Here is an 18703-nt window from a genome sequence, read left to right as displayed (position 1 = left end):
CGGCGCGACGCGTCGACCGGTCGAAACATCGACACTTCGCGCCTTCCGATCACCGCATCGTTACTCTGGAGCCTTCCATGCGCTACAGGAAATTCGGCAATACCGGCCTATTCGTCTCCGAACTGTGCCTCGGCACCATGACCTTCGGCGGAGGCGGCGGCGGCATCTGGGACAACATCGGTCAGCTTCAGCAGGCGGACGCCGACAAGCTCGTCGGCCGCTCGCTCGACGCGGGCATCAATTTCATCGATACCGCCGATGTCTATGCCGACGGCCAGTCCGAAATCATCACGGGCCAGGCGTTGAAGAATCTCAAGGTGCCGCGCGAGAACGTGGTCCTCGCGACCAAGATTCTGGGCGAGGCGGGAACCAAGAGCGTGAATTCGCGCGGCGCGTCGCGCTTTCATATCATCGATGGCGTGAAGGCCAGTCTCAAGCGGCTGCAACTCGATCACGTCGATCTGTATCAGATTCACGGGTTCGATCCCGCCACGCCAATCGAGGAAACACTGCGCGCGCTCGACAATCTGGTGCAGCACGGCCATGTGCGCTACATCGGCGTGTCGAACTGGGCCGCGTGGCAGATTGCCAAGGCGCTTGGCATTTCGGAGCGTCTGGGCCTGGCGCGTTTCGAGTCGTTGCAGGCGTATTACACGATCGCCGGGCGCGACCTGGAGCGCGAACTCGTCCCGTTGCTTCAAAGCGAGAACGTCGGCTTGATGGTGTGGAGTCCGCTCGCGGGCGGCCTCTTGTCGGGCAAATACACGCGCGAAGGCGGCAAGGAAGAAGGCGGCCGCCGCACGAAGTTCGATTTTCCGCCCGTGAACGTGGACCGCGCGTATGACTGTATCGACGTAATGCGTCGTGTCGCCGAAGCCAAGGGCGTTTCGGTGGCGCAGATCGCGCTTGCATGGTTGTTGCACCAGAAGGTGGTGACGAGCGTGATCGTCGGGGCGAAACGTATCGAGCAACTCGATGACAACATCGCGGCGACCAAGGTAACGCTCAACGCCGACGAGCTCGCCGCGCTCGACGAAGTGAGCCAGCTTCCCGCCGAATATCCCGGCTGGATGCTGACGCGGCAGGGCGAGTATCGTCGCAAGCAGTTGAGCGAGTGACGCGCGGCTTCAAATGATCGGCTTGCCGCCCGTCACCGCGACAGTGGCGCCCGAGATGTAGCTCGCCTCGTCCGAGGCGAGCAGCACGTAAGCGGCGGCCAGTTCGGCAGGCTGGCCGGCGCGTTTCAAGGGCACTTGCGAGCCGAAATTCTTGACCTTCTCGACGGGCATCGTCGAAGGAATCAATGGCGTCCAGATCGGTCCCGGCGCCACGCAATTTGCACGAATACCGCGCTCGGCCAGCAATTGCGCGAGGCCGCCCGTGAAGTTCTGAATCGCCCCCTTCGTACTCGCATACGCGATCAAACCGGGATTCGGCGCGTCCGCATTCACCGACGTCGTGTTGATGATCGCCGCGCCCTCCTTCAGATGCGGTAGCGCCGCCTTGGTGATGCGAAACATCGCGCCGATGTTGGTCGAGTAGGTCTTGTCCCACTCGTCGTCGCTAATGTCTTCGAGGCCGTCGTAGGTCATCTGGTAAGCGGCGTTGTTTACCAGCACTTCGAGATGGCCGAACGCCTCCACCGTCTTCGCGACGAGTTCGCGGCAATGCGCGCGGTCGGTGATGTCGCCGGGCAATAGCAGCGCCTTTTGTCCCGCTTCTTGTACCCAGCGGGCCGTCTCCTTGGCGTCGTCGTGTTCGTCGAGATAAGAGATCGCCACGTCTGCGCCTTCGCGCGCGAATGCAATCGCCACCGCCCGCCCGATGCCACTGTCGCCGCCTGTGATGAGCGCAGTCTTGCCGGCAAGTTTGCCGCTACCTTTGTAACTCTCCTCGCCGTGGTCGGGCTGCGGATCGAGCGGCTTGGTCAATCCGGGACGGTGTTCTTGCTGCTGTTCAGGAAACGGCGGCTTGGGGTGATTCTTCGCGCTCATTTGTTCTCTCCATTCGATTGCGTGCTCGGGATTTACCCTGAGTCAGCAAGGGATGGACCCGTGATCGCGGCATTTTCGGGCCTTTATCTCGAAATGGGATAGGCGCTATGTTCCGTATCGCGTTGCGACATATCGAGGTTGCAACGAGACTGTACGCACAACATTTCGACGCAATCAAGGAGACATCATGCGTACTCAAGTCGGCATCGTCGGTGCGGGCCCGGCCGGGCTTCTGCTTTCCCATCTTCTGCATTTGCGCGGCATCGAGTCGGTCGTACTCGAAGCGCGCGGTCAGCAGGACATCGAATCGACCATTCGTGCGGGCGTCCTCGAACAAGGCACGATGGATTTGCTCAATCAGGCGGGAGTCGGCGCGCGCATGCAGGCCGAAGGCGCATTGCATCACGGTTTCGAACTGGCGTTCGAGGGACAGCGGCGCCGTATCGCCTTGACAGAACTGACGGGCCATTCGATCACGGTCTACGCGCAGCATGAAGTCATCAAGGATTTGGTCGCGGCGCGCCTTGCGGCGAACGGCGCGCTCAAGTTCAACGTGTCGAACGTGAGCTTGCACGATTTCGCGAAGAACAGCGACGGCAAGCCGCGCATCGAGTACACGCATGAAGGGCGCGCCGAAACGCTGGAGTGCGATTTCATCATCGGCTGCGATGGCTCGCAGGGCGTCTCGCGCCCGTGCATTCCGGAAGCGGTGCGGCAGGACTATCAGCGGGTGTATCCGTTCGGCTGGTTCGGCATTCTGGTCGAAGCGCCGCCTTCGTCCGACGAACTCATCTACGCGCGCCACGACCGCGGCTTCGCGCTCATCAGCACGCGCTCGCCCGGCGTGCAGCGCATGTATTTCCAGTGCGATCCGAAAGAGTCCGTCGATGCCTGGTCCGACGACCGCATCTGGGCCGAACTGCACGCACGCGTCGATACCCACGATGGCTGGCAGATCACGGAAGGGAAGATTTTTCAGAAGAACATTGTCGGCATGCGCAGCTTCGTATCCACGCCGATGCAGTCAGGCAAGCTCTTCCTCGCCGGCGACGCGGCGCATATCGTGCCGCCGACGGGCGCGAAGGGCTTGAATCTCGCGGTGTCGGACGTGCGGGTGCTCAATGCCGCCCTCGTCGATTTCTATAAGGAAGGCAAAAGCGACAAGCTCGCGCAATATACCGAGACCGCGCTCAAGCGCGTGTGGCGCGCGGAGCATTTCTCGTGGTGGATGACGCGCATGCTGCACAAGCTCGACGATACGTCGCCTTTCGAGCAACGCCTGCAGGTCGCGGAACTGGAGCATGTGACGACTTCGCATGCGGCGGCGACGGCGCTGGCCGAGAACTACGTGGGCAGCGTGGCGGTTTGATTTCCGCGCGTTAAGTTCGAGCGGATGGACGGCGCAGCTTGCAAGGTCATTTCCCGAAACCTCGCAAGCAACGCTTCCCACGCGTTGCGCGTTTCTTCACTCAAAGCACCGCGACGACCCGCGCATCCCCTTCCACCGACGGCACCACTTGGCCGCCCACGCGCCGGAACGTGATCGTCACGTTCTTGTCGCCGAGACGCAGATCGCCGATCTCCAGCCAGTCGATGCCCTCCGGCAACTGCGGCCGGTCGATGCGTATCTCGTCGTTGACCGCGTCCATCGTCACGCCGAGACACGCTTCGAGGACCATGAACGGCGCGCCCGCTGCCCACGCCTGCGGCAGACACGCCACCGGATAAGCGATCGGCCGTTCGCCGCGCTGACGCGTGAAGCCGCAAAACAGCTCGGGCAAACGCATGTCGAACGTGACGGCCGCCTCGAACAAAGCCTGCAGCAGACCGACCGCCGCGCCACGCTCGCCGTAACGCGCAAGGCCACGCGCGCATAACGCCGTATCGTGCGGCCAGACCGAGCCGTTGTGGTACGACATCGGATTGAAACGCGGCTGCCCGGCGGCGAGCGTACGCACGCCCCAGCCGGTGTGGAACAAGGTGGATTCGAGCTGACGCGCGACCTTCTCGCCGCGCTCGCGCTCGACCAGATCGAACGCGAGCAGATGCCCCGCATTCGATGACAACACCCTGCACAAGTCGCCACGCCCGTCGAGCGCTATGCCGTAGAAGTCCATCTCCGGCATCCAGTACATCGCTTCCACGCGCTCGCGGATATGGCGCGCGCGCCGCTCGAACTCGTCCGCACGTTCGTGTTCGCCGCGTTCGCGGCCAAGCCGCGCCATCGTCGAGAATGCCGTCGATGCGTATGCCTGCACTTCCACCAGCGCAATCGGTCCGATGGGAAATTTACCGTCCGCATGGAACACGGAGTCCTGACTATCTTTCCAGCCCTGGTTGGCGAGTCCATGCTCGGACGCGCGCTGATAGTCGAGCAAGCCGTGCGGATTCTTGTCGCAATGACGCGCGACCCAGTCCGCCGCGAGTTGCAACGCGGGCCAGATTTCGTCGATCAGCCCCTGATCGCCGGTGCGCTCCGCATACGCGCCCGCGAGCACGATGAAAAGCGGCGTGCTGTCGACGCCACCGTAATAAAGCGCGAATGGCACCTCGCCGGTCGCGGCCATCTCGCTCTTGCGCGTCTCGTGCATGATCTTGCCGATTTCCGCGTCGCGGAACGCCGAGTCCTCGCGCGCCTGATGAGCCGCGAGAAAGCGCAGCACGCCGCGCGCGAGCGTGGGATGCAGCCACAGCATTTGCAACGACGTGATGATCGCGTCACGCCCGAACGCGGTGGAGAACCACGGGATGCCCGCATACGGATACGGGCCGGTTTCGAGATCGGTGGTGAGAAGCCCGAGGTCGGCCAGCGACCGGTCGATCCATTCGCTGAAGAGCGGATTGCTCGAACGCACGCGCGCACTGGCGCGACGCCGGTCCCGCATACGCCGATGCGCCTCGACGAGCGCTTCGCGGATAGCCGGACGGCCCGATTCGGGCGCACACTCGGCGGCTTCGGCGGCGTTGCGCTTGCTCTCTTCGCTGGCGTCGCTGAGCGCGTGTGTCACGGCCGTGACGGAGAGATAGACCGAAATCGCCGTCTCCGATTCGATACGCAGCGCGTAATCGGCGCGCGTCGGCGAGAGCACGTCCGGCGCGGGCGTGAACTGGATGCGCGCGGTGCGTTCCACTTCGTCCAGGCCGATATAGCGCAACACCACCTCGCCATTCTCGACAATGGGCGGCCGCAAAGTGCCGCGCTTCTGGCGCTTCGAGCCACGCACCTCGAACATATCGAGAAAGTCCGCGGCGAACGAAATGGAGATCGGCACCGTGGATGGCTCGGTGCCGTAGTTCGTCAGCACGATGCTTTCGTGCAAAACGTGCCCGGAAAGCACACGTTTGCGCTCGACGTGGATCACGCCCTCCGGCGTCTGGGCTCCGCCGATGGGCGGCAGCGGCCGGTTGGTCAAGTGCGCGGTGAAGACAGCGTTATCGCTCGATACGCTGCCTGAAAGCAGCGACGGCGCGCGTCCACCGAACGTGAGCACCAATTGCGAGAGCACACGGGTATCGTTGACGAACAGGCCGTCGTCGCCGCCGCGGATATCGCCGTTGGCGTCGTAGACGGCGAACGTGTTGCCCGATTTCAGGACGAACTGGCGCTCGCTCGGAATGTTGACGTTCTCGGTCGGAATGAAGGCATCGTCCGCGCCGGGCATAGTCGCTTGCGCCTGTTGCTGCTGCTGTTGCGTCTGGTCCAGCGTCTGATCCTTTGTGTCCATTGCGCCTTCCTGAACTGAAAGTAATGTGTAATCACGACGGCTGGCCAGCTCGACCAGACCGATGTTTTTGCAGGGTGCCCGCCGCTCGTGCGCAGCAATCGGGCCGCTCACCGGATATCATCGACGGTTTTTCGACCGGACCGGGCCTGACGGGTTCTCCGCATCCATGGCATTTCCGCATATCGACTTACTTTATTCTGCTTCGGGCCTCGGCGTCGGCTTTCTGGTCGGCCTCACGGGCGTGGGCGGCGGTTCACTGATGACGCCGCTGCTGGTGCTGCTCTTCGGGATTCATCCGGCAACGGCAGTCGGCACCGACCTGCTGTACGCCGCCGCGACCAAGACCGCCGGCACGCTCGTACACGGCCTCAAGGGCTCGGTGGACTGGCGCATCACTGGCCGGCTCGCCGCAGGCAGCGTGCCGGCCGCCGCCATCACGCTGTATTTCCTGCACCGGCACGGCATGACTTCACCCGACACGGGCCGCCTGATCCAGTTGATTCTCGGCGTCGCGCTGCTCATCACGGCCGTGTCGCTCGTGTTTCGGCCGCAGCTCGCGCGACTGGCCTACCGCAAAGGCCAGGGACGAGCGGAACGCCCTGCCCGCACAACCGCTTTGACCGTGCTGACGGGCGCCATCCTCGGCGTGCTCGTTTCGATCACGTCGGTCGGCGCGGGCGCGATCGGCGTGACGGTTCTGCTGCTGCTTTATCCGCGTCTCGCGACGGTACGCATCGTCGGTTCCGATGTGGCGCATGCGGTGCCGCTTACGCTCATTGCCGGCGCCGGGCACTGGATGCTCGGCTCGGTGGACTGGGCGCTTCTGCTCTCGCTCCTGGTCGGCTCGATTCCCGGCATTGCCATTGGCAGCATGCTTTCCTCGAAAGCGCCCGAAACCGTGCTGCGTTACCTGCTTGCCGCGACGCTAATTCTGGTCGGAGCCAAACTCGTGTTCAGTTGATGTTAGTCACGCGGCCCGGTGGTTTCCAGTCGGCCAAATGACATAGGCGGATACGCAGCCGTTCGCAATCCGCCTAATGCCGTTTGGCCGGGTTTCGCCAAGCGCGCCGATACGGCATCATGCGCTCTCAGTTGGGCCCGCGTCACCGCATTCTTCAGCGGAGAGCGGAAAAGCGTGCGCGCCCTTGGTGCGTGCGGCGTGAAAAGGCGTCGATGCACGGCGCGCGGTGCGTGCGACAAGACCACGAGGAGTCAGGCGATGAACGAGAACGACCATCCGCATCACGAGTTGTCTTCCCTTCCTGAAGCATCGGCGAATGACGCGCCTGTCGATCCGGCGCGGCGCCGCTTGCTCGCGGCCGGCGTCGGACTCGCCGGTTTATCGCTGGGCGGCTGCAATCTTTTCGAACAGAAGCCTGCCACACCAAAAACAGCGGCTGATGTCGCGCTCGACCGCACGCTCACGGCGAACGTGCGGCAGATCGTCGTGATCTACGCGGAAAACCGCAGTTTCACGAATCTGTACGGGAATTTTCCGGGCGTGCAGTATCCGCTGTCGGCGGTGTCGGCGTCGCGCTTCACGCAGCTCGACCGCGATGGCGTCACGCCCATGCCCACACTGCCGAAAATCTGGGGCGGGCTCGTGCCGCAGGCGCAGGAAGTGGATGGCACGCGCTACGCCATCACCGAGCAGCAGATTGCCGGCCTCAAGAACTCGCCCTTCCGGATCATGGACGCGAACGGCGCGCCGCTTCCCAATTCGGTCATCACACGCGACCTCGTGCATCGTTTTTATCAGAACCAGATGCAGATCAACGCAGGCCGCAATAACCAGTTCGCCGCGTGGGGCGACTCGGGTGGCCTCGTGATGGGCCATTACCAGAATTCGCCCGATACGCTCAGGCTCTGGGGCCTCGCGCAGCAATACACGCTATGCGACAACTTCTTCATGTCGGCATTCGGCGGCTCGTGGCTGAACCATATCTTCCTGATCTCGGCGCAAGCGCCCTTTTATCCCGATGTGCACAACACTCCGGCGGCGCGATTGCTCGCCGTCGTGGATGGCGACGATCCGACCACGCCGCGCCTGAAACTGGCGCCGGATTCGCCGAAATCCGCGCTCGAAGGGCCGCCCAAATTCGTTCGCGATGGCGCCCTCACCGCGGACGGCTACGCGGTCAACACGATGTTCCCGCCGTACCAGCCGAGCAACGTGCGTCCCGCGCCCGGCGGCGATAGCTTCACCGCCGATCCTTCGAATCCGCTCGTGCTGCCGCCGCAGACTTACGCGACCATCGGCGACCGGCTTTCGGCCAAGGGCGTCAACTGGGCGTGGTACAGCGGCGCGTGGCAGTACGCGCTCGATCATCGGGACACGGGTTCCGTGCCGGACTTCCAGTACCACCATCAGCCGTTCAACTACTTTCGCAATTTCGCGCCGGGCACGGCTGCACGCGCCCGGCATTTGCGCGATGCGGGTCTCGGCGACGATCCATCCACGAACAAGCTGCTCGCGGACATCGATGCCGGACGCCTGCCTTCCGTCACGTTCTACAAGCCGCAGGGCAATCTCAACATGCACGCGGGCTATGCGGATGTCGCTTCGGGCGACCGGCATATCGCCAATGTCATCGAGCATATTCAGCGCGGACCGCAATGGGCGAACACGGTGATCGTCGTCACGGTCGATGAAAACGGCGGCTGGTGGGATCACGTCTCGCCGCCGAAGGGCGATCGCTGGGGGCCGGGTTCGCGCATTCCGGCACTGGTGATTTCGCCGTACGCGAAAAAGGGATATGTCGATCACACGGTCTACGACACCAACTCGATTCTTCGCTTCATCTCGCGCGTGCACGATCTCGAACCGCTCGATGGCGTGGCGTTGCGAGATCGCGCGTTTGCGGCGAACGGGGAGAAGCCGCTCGGCGATTTGACGGGGGCGCTGGATTTGGCCTGACAACACTCGCGTGCCGACGGCCGGACGGAACTTCGCATCACGCGAGGGATTACGCGTCCGATCGAAGCCCTCCGGTATCCGACAAAATATCGGACTCGGCGTAAAGCGCGCGAGGCAGCGAGCCGCCGGGAACTGCGTTGCGCGACGCAAGCCGATGCGCCCGGAGCCGCTCTTGATTCAACAAAATGGCGTAACTCGCGCGGCGACGGCCGACTCGCATTTCAAAGATCACGCGCGAAAGTCAACACCCGTAAATCCGCGATGATCCCAAGCCCGAAATCATCGTCCGTCTTCCACCCACGCCCGCGCCGATATCTCGACCAAATATCCATAATGCAACGCGCCAACCGGCACGACGGCGCGCGCTGGCTTCCAGTCGCCGAAGAAGCGCGTGTAAATTTCGTTGAACGTCTTCCAGTGATCGACGCCAACGAGATACACCGTCACCTCGATGCAATCCTCGATGCGCGCGCCCGCCGCTTCCAGCACGGTCCGCAGATTGGCAAGCGTCTGCTCTGCCTGCTCCTCGAACGGCCTGTCCCCGGTATGCGTGCCGTCGGGGCGCATTGGCAACTGGCCCGAAACGCAGACGAGATTGCCCACGCGCGTTGCGTGGCTGTAGTGGCCGGCGGGAACCGGAAGTTCGGGTGCGTTGATGGTCTTGATCGTAGGCATGGTCATGGTCGAGTGATTATCAAAGCTTGATTTCAAAGCGTGAGCCTCGTCGCCAGAAAGTCGAGGAACGCACGCGAGCGCGCGGCCATCGACTCGGTCTGATAGAACACCGCGCTGATCGGTTGACGCACGTCTTCGAGCGCGTCGTCAAGTATCGGACGCAGACGGCCCGCGCGGATATCGGCGGCGGTCATGAATTCGGCGAGGCACGCGATGCCGCCGCCATCGAGCGCCAATTGCCGGATAGTCTCGCCGCTGGACGCCGACACCGCAGGCCGGATCGTCACGAACGGCGCGCCCGGAATATTGCCCGATGCGCGCAACGGCCAGTCATTGAGGCTTTCGGGTGCGGTGAAGCCGATCAGCCGCGCGCGCATGAGTTCATCGACATCACGCGGCTCGCCGTGTTCGGCAAGATAATCCGGACTCGCCAGAACACGCAGCCGGCTGCTGCCGAGCGAGCGCGCGTGCAAGGTCGAATCCTGCAGGACGCCGATGCGAATCGCGATATCGACGCGCTGCTCCATCAGATCGACGATGCGCTCGTTGCTCGTCAGTTCCAGCGTGATGTCTGGATAAAGCGCGGCGAACGCCTTCACATTCGGCACGATGCAGTGAAGCACGAACGGCGACGCCGCATCCACACGCAGCCGCCCGGCCGGACGCTCGTGCCGGCGCGAGATCGCTTCCTCGGCGTCATCCATCGCGGCGAGGATGGCGCGAGCACGCGTCAGAAACAGCTCGCCTTCCTCGGTGAGTTGAAGACGGCGCGTCGTGCGGCGCACGAGGGTCGTGTCGAGCTTCTTTTCGAGGCGCGTCAGCGTGCGGCTCACGCCGGATACGGTTTGCTGAAGCGTTTCGGCGGCGGCGGTCATCGAACCACTGTCAATGACGGTCACGAAAACCTGCAGTTCGTCGGTATTGGTCTTCATGCGGGCGCGATGCGGATCGATTGTTGATTTCAAGTCAAGTTTGATTTGAGACTAGCATCGTTTTTGCGAAAGTCGAAACGGGACATACTCTCTGCATCGGTTCAAACGAATTCCCGCAAATCGCATTGCATGGGACCACAGGAGCAAAACATGAAGATTTTCATCACAGGCGCAGGCGGCTTTATCGGCGGTTCGATCGCGGCGGGACTCGCGCGCGACGGTCACACGGTGCGCGGCCTGATCCGCCGAGCCGAGCAGAGCGACGCCTTGAAGCACGCGGGTATCGAGCCCGTCGTCGGCAGTCTCGACGACGCCGCGCTTCTCACCGCCGAAGCCCGTTCTGCCGATGCAGTCATCAACGCGGCCAGTAGCGATCATCGCGGCGCGGTCGAAACCCTGATCGCCGCGCTCGAAGGCTCCGACAAACCGTTCCTGCACACGAGCGGATCGAGCATTGTCGGCGATGCGTCGGGCGGCGAAGCATCGGACAACATCTACACCGAAGAGAATCTGCCGGAACCGACCGCCGACAAGGCGCCGCGCGTGGCCATCGACAAGCGCGTGCTGGGCGCCGCCAAGCGTGGCGTGCGCTCTGCCGTGCTGTGCAACACGCTGATCTACGGTCACGGCGCCATTCCGAACACCGCAAGCGTGCAACTGCCGCGACTCGAACGTCAGGCGCAGAAGAGCGGCATCGTGCGTCATGTCGGACGCGGGCTGAACATCTGGTCGAACGTGCATATCGACGATGTCGTCGACGCTTATCGACGCGCACTCGACAAGAAGCCGGCGGGCACGTTCTATTTCATCGAAAGCGGCGAGGCGCAGTATCGCGACATGACCACCGCCATGGCGCGCGCGATGCAATTGCGCGGCCCCGAGGACTGGCCGCTCGAAGATGCCGTCAAGGAATGGGGTTATGAGATGGCCAACTACGGGCTTGGCTCGAACAGCCGCGTCAGAGGCAAGCGCGTGCGCTTCCTGCTGGGCTGGGAGCCGAAGCGGACCTCGGTCATTGACTGGATTGAGAAAGAAATGGTGCGGTGAACGGTGTCGCTTCGGCTCTGAAAGTCGCGCCGTTATTCCGCGACTGAGGCCAGAGGCACTCTGCCATCGAGCAAAACAAAGCGCGAAGGGCAAACTGGCTTGACCAATTTGCCCTTTGGTTTCACGTTACTTCAACGCGCCCGTGAACTTCTCGATTTCCATCTCCGCCATCCCCGACTTCACAGCCGATTCGCGAATCTGCCGCCACGTAGTCGGGTCGACCGGCACGCCGTTCGAATTGCGCTCGGCGCGGCGCGCTTCCTCCGGTTCGCCGGGCGCGTGAATCGCATCGGTGCCAGCGGCTTTCGGCGAAGCCTTCATCCATTCGAGGAACGCTTCCGCTTCGGCCTCTGCGGCCGGGGCATCGAACGCGTTCGGGTCTAGAATCACCGAAGTCATGCAATTGATGATCGCGCTCGACTTCTCCAGCGTGCTCTCATGCGTGGTATATCCGCCCGAAAGCGCGCCGCCGAAAATCTCGCAGAGCGCGGCAAGCCCCGAGCCCTTGTGCAGACCGAATGCGGTTAGCGAGCCGAACGGCTCTTCATGCATCACTTTCGGTTCGAGCGTCGGCACGCCTGCGTGGTCGAGCAGCATGCCCGGCGCGACCTGCACGCCCTTGTTGTAGGCCACGCGCGTCTTGCCGTAAGCAATGCCCGCCGTCGCGAAATCCAGCACCAGCGGCTTCTTGCCCTTACGCGGATACGCCGCGCAGAAAGGGTTCGTGCCGAAGCGCCGGTCGATACCGCCAAACGGCGCCACCAGCGGATCGCCCGCTACGTTCACGAAGTGAAACGACACGAGCCCCGCCTTCGCGCATTGCTCCGCCCAGTGTCCGATCCGGCCGATGTGATGCGCGTTGCGCAAGCCGACCGCGCACACGCCGAACTTCTTCGCGCGCTCGATGCCGAATTCCATCGCCTCGTAGGCAACCACTTGACCGAAGCCCTTGCGACCATCGACGGTGATGACGGCGCCCGCATCGCGAACGATTTCAGCATGCGTGTTGAGCTTGAGTTGGCCATCCGCGAGGGAGGACGTATAGCGCGGAATCATGCCGACGCCATGCGAATCATGCCCCGAGAGATTCGACATCACGAGATGGTCCGCCACCAGTTCGGCCTCGCGCGGCGCGCTGCCGGCGCTTTCCCAGATGGCGCGCACATAGGCGTGAAGGGTATCGGCGGCGATGCGCAGTTCGGGGGATTTTTGGGTATCGTTCATCGCGATGTCTGTCTCCTGTATGTGAAGTGCATGGCCCGGCCGCAATGCCGCACGACGGGCGAGGGCCTATTACTTTACCCATGATCAACTGGCCTTACCAGTTCGTTTTGAAGAATTCGCTGAAAAGGCCCGAAAAAAAGCCCGCGCGAAGCGGGCGATCTCTGATTCCGGAAGACGCGTTGAATCAGGGCGCAGCAGCGATCACTTCCGCCACCGCCGCCGTCAGTTTCCTTGCGTAGGGCACGTGCAGGAATTCGTTCGGCCCGTGCGCGTTGGACTTCGGGCCCAGCACGCCGCACACCATGAACTGCGAGCGCGGAAAGCCTTCCTTCAACGTGTTCATGAGCGGAATGGTGCCGCCCTGCCCCATGTATGCGACATCCGCGCCAAAGTAGCGACGCGATGCATCGTTCAACGACGTCCCCAGCCAGGGCGCAAGCTCGGGCGCGCTCCAGCCAGTTGCCGCGCCGGCTTCAGCCTTGAACGTGACCTTGGCGTTGTAAGGCGGATCGAGTTCCAGCAGCGACTTCAACTGACCGACCGCTTCGGCGGCTTCGACAAGCGGCGGCAGGCGCAGCGACAGCTTGAACGCGGTGCGCGGCGCGAGCACGTTGCCGGCGTCGGCGAGTGACGGCAGGCCGGCGGCCCCCGTGACCGTCAGCGACGGACGCCACGTCGAATTGATGAGCGCTTCTTGTGGGTCGGTAGTGGTCGGCAACACACTGCCGCCGTCCTGGCCACAACTCCACGGCAGTTTCTTCCAGACATCGTCGCCGAGAATGCGGGCGGTCGCTTCAGCCTCGCGCAGACGTTGCGCGGGAATCGAGCAATGAAAGTCCTTCGGGAGCAGGTTGCCGGTGGCCGCGTCTTCGAGCCGCTCGAACAGTTGCCGCATGATGCGAAAGGTCGATGGCGCGATGCCGCCATAGCCGCCCGAATGCAGGCCTTCTTCGAGCACCTGGATTTCGAGGTCGCCCGAGACTAGACCGCGCAGCGAAGTCGTGAGCCACAACTGGTCGTAGTTGCCCGCGCCGGAGTCCAGGCAGATCACGAGGCCGACATCGCCCAGGCGTTCGCGGAGCGCGTTGATATACGGCAGCAAGTCGTAGCTGCCCGATTCCTCGCACGTCTCGATGATGCCGACGCAGCGCGGCCGCTCCACGCCTTGAGCGTCGAGCGCGGCGAGCGCCGTGATGCTGGCGTAGGTCGCGTAGCCGTCGTCCGCACCGCCCCGGCCGTAGAGCCGGCCGTCCTCGAACTTCGGCGTCCACGGGCCGAGATCATTGCGCCAGCCTTCGAATTCAGGCTGCTTGTCAAGGTGGCCATACAGCACGACGGTTTCGGTGCTGCCCGAACGCGTTGCGGGCGCTTCGAAGAAGATCACGGGCGTGCGTTCAGGCAGACGCACGATCTCGACTTTCAGGCCCGTGACGCGCTGCGCCTTCACCCAGTCCACCGCGTCCGTCACTACCCGTTCGATGAAACCGTTCCGCGCCCAGTGCGCGTCGAACATCGGGCTTTTCGCGGGCACCGCGATGTAGTCGGTCAGCGCGGGCACGATCTCATCGTTCCATTTCTGGTCGACGAAACGCTGCAGTTCCGTCGAATCGAGCCGTACCGCTTCTTCGTGTTGCGTATTGTCGCCGTTAGTCATGAGCGTGTGTCCAGGCGGGCAAAACCTTCATCATAGACGGGTTTCGCGGCCCTTTTGCGCCCATGCCTTTGATCGTGCGGCAAACATGCAATTTTTTTCAATATGTATGATCAATAGCGCGTTCCCGTGATCACGGTGCGCGAAACGGCTGGATCGGCTTCGATCGCCTGATCGGTGAACGGAAAGCGCGCCCACTGTTTTGCCGAGAAAAGACGCGTGGCATCGGCCGAGTGCGGCGAAGCGGGATCGTCGGACTCGGAATGCGACAGCAGCGTGTCGGCCTCCACGCCGCCCGGGCCATCGGCCGCGAACGAGACGACTTGTACGTAGCTGTCGCCCTGACCGTTCGCGTCCATCGGATACCCCTTCGCGTCCAGCGGACGCCGCGCGCATACTACCGTAAAGTAGCCCGCTTCGTCGCAACCGCCGTAGAGTGGCACGCGTTCGCCCGCGCGCGTGGTATACAAAATGTCGCCGCGCCGCGAATCGAGCGCGAAACCGTTCAGCCGGAGCGCGAGCGCCGCGCCGCCGAGCGCCTGTCGCAGATCCTGTACGACGGCTGGATTGTCGATGTTGAAGCCGCTCGGCGTATCGAGCGGCTTGTCGGGGCTGAAGGGCGTCGCGTAGAGGCGCTCGGGCGCGAGGCGCGTCACGCGTTGCCAGAACTCGTCCCAGAGGTTCGCGCCGCGTGCATCGATATCCGATGAACCGTTCCAGCTGCGCAGCACTTCGCATGCATCATGCAAAGCGTATTGCGCGTCGTTGCCGTTGCACACGGCATCGAGCAGCGGTTGGCGATACAGTCTCTCCGACATCGAGCCGGTAGCCAGCACCGCGGTTTCCAGCGCGTCTCGCGTGATGCCGCCCGGCTCGCGCTGCAGCCGCGCCGCGAGCAGATGGCCGTAACGCGTGCGCAGCGACTGCTCGTAACGCGTCGCTCCGGCCACGCGCGCAAGGCCCGTGAGCGGCGCGTTCGCGTTGGTGAGCCAGTAGCTGTCGTTGAAGTTGCCGACGTAATCGCCGCGCACGACGCTCGCCATTTGCGCGACCGGCAGCGCGCCCTGCTGCACGCTCGATCCATCCGCGCGCCACGCGCAGGTGCTCTTCGAACCGTCGAGGAACGGCACGCCCGGCATACGGCTCGCGAGCGCGCGGCCGGCGGGCGGCGTGCATGCATCGGCGAGCGCGTCGGGCACGTCGGGGATCGCGCCGATGTCGGCGAACCAGACGCGTGCGTCGTTGCGGCCGATCGCGAGTGTGTTGGCCCACGGCATCGCCGCATAGCGTTTCTGGATCGCTATGAAATCGTCGAGCGAGCGCGCCTGGTTCCACGCGAAGAAGTTCTGGAAGGCGCGCGCGTTGTCGGCGTTGACATCGGCGAGCGCATAGGCCCGCTGCGTGTTCCATCCAAGTGCCGGCGAGAGCGCGGACAGGTCCATCACCGGACCGAAGCGCGTTCGATACAGCGTGCGCGTGACGGATTCGATCGTGCCATCGGCGCGAAGCGCGCGGACGGTGAGCGGCACGGGCGTCATCGGCTGGCTTCGACCATCGAACATGTAATGCGTGGGATCGGCGGGATCGAGCGTCAACTGGAAGATGCCGAAGCGGCGCGCGCTCGATACGGTATGCGTCCACGCGATGTTCTCGTTGAAGCCGAGCACGATGAGCGGCACGCCGAGAAACGACACGCCGGCCACATTCACGCGTCCGGGGATGGTCAGTTGCGCCTGATAGAAGCGGTCCGGGCCGCGCCAGAACCAGTGCGGATTGCCGAAGAGGATGCTGCGTTGGTCGCGCGTTACCGGCGCGCCGAATGCGAGTGCGTTGCTGCCGATGCCGGGGTTTTCGCCGATGGGATAGCGCAGGGCATCGAGCGGGTTGTCGGCGTGGAACGGAGTGCCGAATGCGGGTGCTTGATTGCCGAGGCCGGGATTGTCACCGGCGGAATAGCCCGAAAAATCGTGCGATTTCATGGCATGAAGCGGAGTGCCGGATGCTGCGTCATTGCTCATGCCTGGATCTTCGCCGCTGAGATAGCGCGGCAATATTCGCGAACTGGCGGCAGCAAGCAGAGCGCCCTTGTTCACCGGAGATGGCGTTGGCGCGATTCGCCCGCCGCTTTTATCCAGCGGACCAGCCGATGTACTGCTTGTCGCCGGCGCCGCGTCCGGCGTTGTCTCCCCGCGCGGCGTCGCTCCTGCTTTCGGGGGTTGCGCCGCCGCAATCGCCTGCACGAAGCGCGTCGATCCGCCCGCGAGATTCGCCGCGATCAGCCGACGGTAAATATCGTCCGATGTGATTTTGTCGACCCACGGCTTGCCTTTGCATGCAGCATGCAACTTCGGAAAATTGCCCGCGTTTAAATCTGCGAGATAGCGGTTGTAACCGGAGGCGAAGCCATCGATCAGATCGCGCAGGTCGACGGCTTGCGCCGCGCGATAGCGTTCGACGGCGGCCTGATCGATAACCATGCGGAAGAAGAAGTCGGCATCGAGGTTGCGCGGCTGACCGAACGTCGACATCGATGGCGGACGCGCATCCGCGCCGAACGAGGCCGAGCGCTCGCCGCGATAGGTGACGAAGGCATCGGCGAGCGTGCACAGGTTGTCTTCGGCTTGCGCGTAGCCGAAACCGAAGCCGAGACTGCCCCAATCCGCCGCGCGTACGTGCGGGATGCCCGACTCCGTGCGGCGGATCTCCGCGCTATACGCTGTGTTTCCGGCTTGCGTCGATTGCGCGGTTTGCGCTCGCCCCGCATCGGACTGAGGCGCGCTGCAGGCGGCCAGCAACACGCTTAGAAGCGCACCAGAAATCGCATGCCTGACGGTCTGGTTCATCGGGAGAATCCTGTGTCCGATCGACGCGGTTTGTAGAATGCCTCGCGCGAAAGTATCGCATTCGGCGTTCGCAGGCCGCCGCCAAAATTTAGACGACCGTGCGCTCCTGGGTGACGAAGCATTTTGCATGCGGCATGTTGCATGCAACATGCAATGCACAATGACCCGATGAGATTCCCCACAGCGAGAGATGCCCCCTACCGACGACCCGCGCCCTGCGCCCCCCGAACGTCCATTGCCGGAAGACTGCTGCCAAAGCGGCTGCCATCCTTGCGTGTTCGATCTTTATGAAGAAGCGCTGGAGCGTTACGAAGAACGACTTCGGGAGTGGAACGCGAGACATGGTGAGGCGTCTGGGTGAGAATGCGGTTCTCGCGGCGTGGCACGCCGAATCGCCGTTCATGGAAAGCGTCGCAGCCAGCCGTTCGAGCTTTCATGTCCGCAACGCGACGCACCAAGCCGGCTCGCCGATTCACTTCAGCAGCCCGCACCTCACAGCGCTATGCTTATGCCCCGCCGACATACTCGGCGCGGCGGCCATGATTGAGGCAACTCGAAAACGCCTACCCTAGCCCCACCCGCATCACAAACCAAAAAAGGAGCGCTCTCCCATGTCACTCTCGATGTATCGCGCGTCGATTCCCGTGTTCATTCGCGGACTCGAAGTCTGCGCCAGCCTGCTAGGAAAAGGCGCCGCCTTCGCCGATGAAAAAGGCCTCACCCACGCCGATGTAATCAACGCGCGTCTCGCCCCCGACATGCTGCCGCTCGCCGCGCAGATTCAGCGCGCAAGCGATACGGCCAAACTTTCCGCCGCGCGTCTTTCAGGCGCGGAAGCTCCGCGTTTCGAAGACAACGAAGACAGCTTTGCCGCTTTGCAAGAGCGCATCGCGAAGACCATCGTGTTTCTGAAGAGCATCCAGCAAGAGACACTGGCCGACAGCGAAACGCGCAACGTCACGATGAAGTTTCCCAACTTCGAACCATCGTTTTCGGGCGTCGATTATCTCTTCGGCTTCGGCCTGCCGAATTTCTACTTCCATGTCGTGACGACGCACGACATCCTGCGTCACCTCGGCGCGCCTATCGGCAAGCTGGACTATCTCGGTCCGCTCAAATGAGTTCGGAAATCTCGATCAGGTTGTAGTCCGGATCGCGCACATAGACCGAGCGCAATCTTTGCGTCGCGCCGGTTCGTTCGACCGGACCTTCGATGATCGGCACGTTCATCTGCGCGAGCCGTTCGATCACCCGGTCGAGCGGCACGGCGGCGATGAAGCACAGATCGAGCGCGCCCGGCACCGGCAGATGCGCCTTCGGTTCGAATTCGGAACCGCGCACGTGCAGATTGATTTTCTGATTGCCGAAGTGAAACGCGAGACGGTCCGCGCCGAAGCTTTCGAGCTTCATCTGCAGCACATCGACATAAAAGCGTTTGGTCGCCTCCACGTCGACGCAGGTGAGGACGAGATGGTCGAGATGATCGATGAGAGACATGCCGGACTCCGTGTTTAGGGTCCGGTCATGGTAGACGATGACGCTGACTCGTGAACGACGGCGCTCGGGAAACTGGCGCTTGCCTTGCGCCCTGACTCTCGAACCGCACCAACGAACGAACTCGAACGAAGCGCCCGCATTAATCAAGAGCGCAGTCCGCAAACGCAAAAAAGCCGAAACGCGACCCATCGCGCTTCG

The 18703-nt window shown here is 63.1% G+C and carries 15 protein-coding genes; 7 read left to right on the top strand and 8 right to left on the bottom strand.

What is annotated here, in order from left to right:
- Window positions 1–77: 77 nt before the first annotated feature.
- Window positions 78–1118: an aldo/keto reductase gene (locus NCR40_RS16535; RefSeq protein ID WP_250509994.1), complete on the top strand. Its 1041-nt coding sequence runs from the start codon at window positions 78–80 to the stop codon at window positions 1116–1118.
- A 9-nt stretch (window positions 1119–1127) separates the two neighbouring features.
- Here NCR40_RS16535 and NCR40_RS16530 read toward each other — a convergent pair whose 3' ends face one another.
- The gene (locus NCR40_RS16530; protein WP_250509993.1) at window positions 1128–1994 is read right to left on the bottom strand and encodes an SDR family oxidoreductase; all 867 of its coding nucleotides are present in this window, start codon (window positions 1992–1994) and stop codon (window positions 1128–1130) included.
- Window positions 1995–2181: 187 nt separating this feature from the next.
- On the opposite strand from NCR40_RS16530, the gene NCR40_RS16525 reads away from it, so the two are divergent.
- On the top strand, window positions 2182–3363 hold the full coding sequence (locus NCR40_RS16525; protein WP_250466883.1) for a 4-hydroxybenzoate 3-monooxygenase: 1182 nt from the start codon (window positions 2182–2184) through the stop codon (window positions 3361–3363).
- Between the two features lie 100 nt (window positions 3364–3463).
- On the opposite strand, the gene NCR40_RS16520 is transcribed toward NCR40_RS16525, so the two are convergent.
- Window positions 3464–5656, bottom strand: a complete 2193-nt coding sequence (locus NCR40_RS16520; RefSeq protein WP_250510289.1) for an amylo-alpha-1,6-glucosidase — start codon at window positions 5654–5656, stop codon at window positions 3464–3466.
- 229 nt (window positions 5657–5885) lie between these two features.
- On the opposite strand from NCR40_RS16520, the gene NCR40_RS16515 reads away from it, so the two are divergent.
- Entirely contained in the window at window positions 5886–6680 is a 795-nt protein-coding gene (locus NCR40_RS16515) for a sulfite exporter TauE/SafE family protein (RefSeq protein WP_244828291.1), read from the top strand.
- A 258-nt stretch (window positions 6681–6938) separates the two neighbouring features.
- Window positions 6939–8636, top strand: a complete 1698-nt coding sequence (locus NCR40_RS16510) for an acid phosphatase (RefSeq protein ID WP_250509992.1) — start codon at window positions 6939–6941, stop codon at window positions 8634–8636.
- Between the two features lie 279 nt (window positions 8637–8915).
- On the opposite strand, the gene NCR40_RS16505 is transcribed toward NCR40_RS16510, so the two are convergent.
- Together NCR40_RS16505 and NCR40_RS16500 are read right to left on the bottom strand one after the other, a co-directional pair.
- On the bottom strand, window positions 8916–9311 hold the full coding sequence (locus NCR40_RS16505) for a RidA family protein (protein WP_244828295.1): 396 nt from the start codon (window positions 9309–9311) through the stop codon (window positions 8916–8918).
- A gap of 32 nt (window positions 9312–9343) precedes the next feature.
- On the bottom strand, window positions 9344–10243 hold the full coding sequence (locus NCR40_RS16500) for a LysR substrate-binding domain-containing protein (protein WP_250493313.1): 900 nt from the start codon (window positions 10241–10243) through the stop codon (window positions 9344–9346).
- Between the two features lie 150 nt (window positions 10244–10393).
- Between NCR40_RS16500 and NCR40_RS16495 the strand changes: the two genes are divergently transcribed.
- Window positions 10394–11290 (top strand): NAD-dependent epimerase/dehydratase family protein, encoded by an 897-nt coding sequence (locus NCR40_RS16495; protein WP_250509991.1) that lies wholly within the window; start codon window positions 10394–10396, stop codon window positions 11288–11290.
- Between the two features lie 126 nt (window positions 11291–11416).
- Here NCR40_RS16495 and NCR40_RS16490 read toward each other — a convergent pair whose 3' ends face one another.
- The 3 genes from NCR40_RS16490 to NCR40_RS16480 all read right to left on the bottom strand — a co-directional run bounded on the left by NCR40_RS16490 (window position 11417) and on the right by NCR40_RS16480 (window position 17008).
- Window positions 11417–12514: a malate/lactate/ureidoglycolate dehydrogenase gene (locus NCR40_RS16490; protein WP_250509990.1), complete on the bottom strand. Its 1098-nt coding sequence runs from the start codon at window positions 12512–12514 to the stop codon at window positions 11417–11419.
- 184 nt (window positions 12515–12698) lie between these two features.
- On the bottom strand, window positions 12699–14168 hold the full coding sequence (locus NCR40_RS16485) for a M20 family metallopeptidase (protein ID WP_250509989.1): 1470 nt from the start codon (window positions 14166–14168) through the stop codon (window positions 12699–12701).
- Between the two features lie 110 nt (window positions 14169–14278).
- Complete coding sequence (locus tag NCR40_RS16480; protein WP_250509988.1) at window positions 14279–17008, bottom strand: penicillin acylase family protein; 2730 nt, start codon at window positions 17006–17008, stop codon at window positions 14279–14281.
- Window positions 17009–17198: 190 nt separating this feature from the next.
- Between NCR40_RS16480 and NCR40_RS16475 the strand changes: the two genes are divergently transcribed.
- Together NCR40_RS16475 and NCR40_RS16470 are read left to right on the top strand one after the other, a co-directional pair.
- Window positions 17199–17369: an oxidoreductase-like domain-containing protein gene (locus NCR40_RS16475; RefSeq protein WP_250509987.1), complete on the top strand. Its 171-nt coding sequence runs from the start codon at window positions 17199–17201 to the stop codon at window positions 17367–17369.
- A gap of 250 nt (window positions 17370–17619) precedes the next feature.
- Window positions 17620–18129, top strand: coding sequence for a DUF1993 domain-containing protein (locus NCR40_RS16470; RefSeq protein ID WP_250509986.1), 510 nt, complete (start codon window positions 17620–17622; stop codon window positions 18127–18129).
- Here the strand turns inward: NCR40_RS16470 and NCR40_RS16465 are convergent.
- Window positions 18122–18505 (bottom strand): VOC family protein, encoded by a 384-nt coding sequence (locus tag NCR40_RS16465; protein WP_250509985.1) that lies wholly within the window; start codon window positions 18503–18505, stop codon window positions 18122–18124. The two genes, NCR40_RS16470 and NCR40_RS16465, sit on opposite strands and share 8 nt — an antisense overlap.
- Between the last annotated feature and the right edge of the window lie 198 nt (window positions 18506–18703).

Source organism: Caballeronia sp. GACF4 (assembly GCF_023631025.1).
Classification (GTDB): Bacteria; Pseudomonadota; Gammaproteobacteria; order Burkholderiales; family Burkholderiaceae; genus Caballeronia.
Note: the sequence above shows the minus strand (reverse complement) of the source record. Positions and strands in the feature narration are given on the sequence as shown.

Bases quoted from the DNA above. Each gene is read 5' to 3' on its own strand.
- NCR40_RS16480 (WP_250509988.1), bottom strand. From the start codon at position 17,008: ATGAACCAGACCGTCAGGCATGCGATTTCTGGTGCGCTTCTAAGCGTG.
- NCR40_RS16505 (WP_244828295.1), bottom strand. From the start codon at position 9,311: ATGCCTACGATCAAGACCATCAACGCACCCGAACTTCCGGTTCCCGCC.
- NCR40_RS16500 (WP_250493313.1), bottom strand. From the start codon at position 10,243: ATGAAGACCAATACCGACGAACTGCAGGTTTTCGTGACCGTCATTGAC.
- NCR40_RS16515 (WP_244828291.1), top strand. From the start codon at position 5,886: ATGGCATTTCCGCATATCGACTTACTTTATTCTGCTTCGGGCCTCGGC.
- NCR40_RS16495 (WP_250509991.1), top strand. From the start codon at position 10,394: ATGAAGATTTTCATCACAGGCGCAGGCGGCTTTATCGGCGGTTCGATC.
- NCR40_RS16465 (WP_250509985.1), bottom strand. From the start codon at position 18,505: ATGTCTCTCATCGATCATCTCGACCATCTCGTCCTCACCTGCGTCGAC.
- NCR40_RS16485 (WP_250509989.1), bottom strand. From the start codon at position 14,168: ATGACTAACGGCGACAATACGCAACACGAAGAAGCGGTACGGCTCGAT.
- NCR40_RS16490 (WP_250509990.1), bottom strand. From the start codon at position 12,514: ATGAACGATACCCAAAAATCCCCCGAACTGCGCATCGCCGCCGATACC.
- NCR40_RS16535 (WP_250509994.1), top strand. From the start codon at position 78: ATGCGCTACAGGAAATTCGGCAATACCGGCCTATTCGTCTCCGAACTG.
- NCR40_RS16520 (WP_250510289.1), bottom strand. From the start codon at position 5,656: ATGCCCGGCGCGGACGATGCCTTCATTCCGACCGAGAACGTCAACATT.
- NCR40_RS16525 (WP_250466883.1), top strand. From the start codon at position 2,182: ATGCGTACTCAAGTCGGCATCGTCGGTGCGGGCCCGGCCGGGCTTCTG.
- NCR40_RS16510 (WP_250509992.1), top strand. From the start codon at position 6,939: ATGAACGAGAACGACCATCCGCATCACGAGTTGTCTTCCCTTCCTGAA.
- NCR40_RS16530 (WP_250509993.1), bottom strand. From the start codon at position 1,994: ATGAGCGCGAAGAATCACCCCAAGCCGCCGTTTCCTGAACAGCAGCAA.
- NCR40_RS16470 (WP_250509986.1), top strand. From the start codon at position 17,620: ATGTCACTCTCGATGTATCGCGCGTCGATTCCCGTGTTCATTCGCGGA.
- NCR40_RS16475 (WP_250509987.1), top strand. From the start codon at position 17,199: ATGCCCCCTACCGACGACCCGCGCCCTGCGCCCCCCGAACGTCCATTG.